Source organism: Pseudomonas sp. D47, assembly GCF_045447305.1.
GTDB lineage: Bacteria > Pseudomonadota > Gammaproteobacteria > Pseudomonadales > Pseudomonadaceae > Aquipseudomonas.
The window spans coordinates 1-291 of the sequence record NZ_JBJGXU010000217.1 but is presented as its reverse complement, the minus strand read 5'-3'; the positions used below and the strand labels follow the sequence as shown (position 1 = coordinate 291).

1 protein-coding gene is annotated in these 291 nt (G+C 63.9%); it reads left to right on the top strand.

All coding sequences use genetic code 11. The features are described 5' to 3' along the window. Positions 1 to 291: AMP-binding protein (locus ACI77I_RS32290; RefSeq protein ID WP_407000273.1), on the top strand; the 291-nt coding region annotated here is incomplete at both ends.

Sequence of the window (291 nt, the reverse complement as noted above, 5' to 3'; positions counted from 1 at the left end):
ATGAACATCAGCCTCGACGACATCGCGGTGGTGCAATACACCGGCGGCACCACCGGCCTGGCCAAGGGCGCCATGCTGACCCACGGCAACCTGGTGGCGAACATGCAACAGGCGCGGGCCTGCCTCGGGCAGTTCGGCCGCGACGGTCAGCCGCTGCTACGCGAAGGTCAGGAAGTGATGATCGCGCCGCTGCCGCTGTACCACATCTATGCCTTCACGGCGAACTGCATGTGCATGATGGTGACTGGCAACTACAACGGGCCTATCACCAATCCTCGGGACATCGGCGGG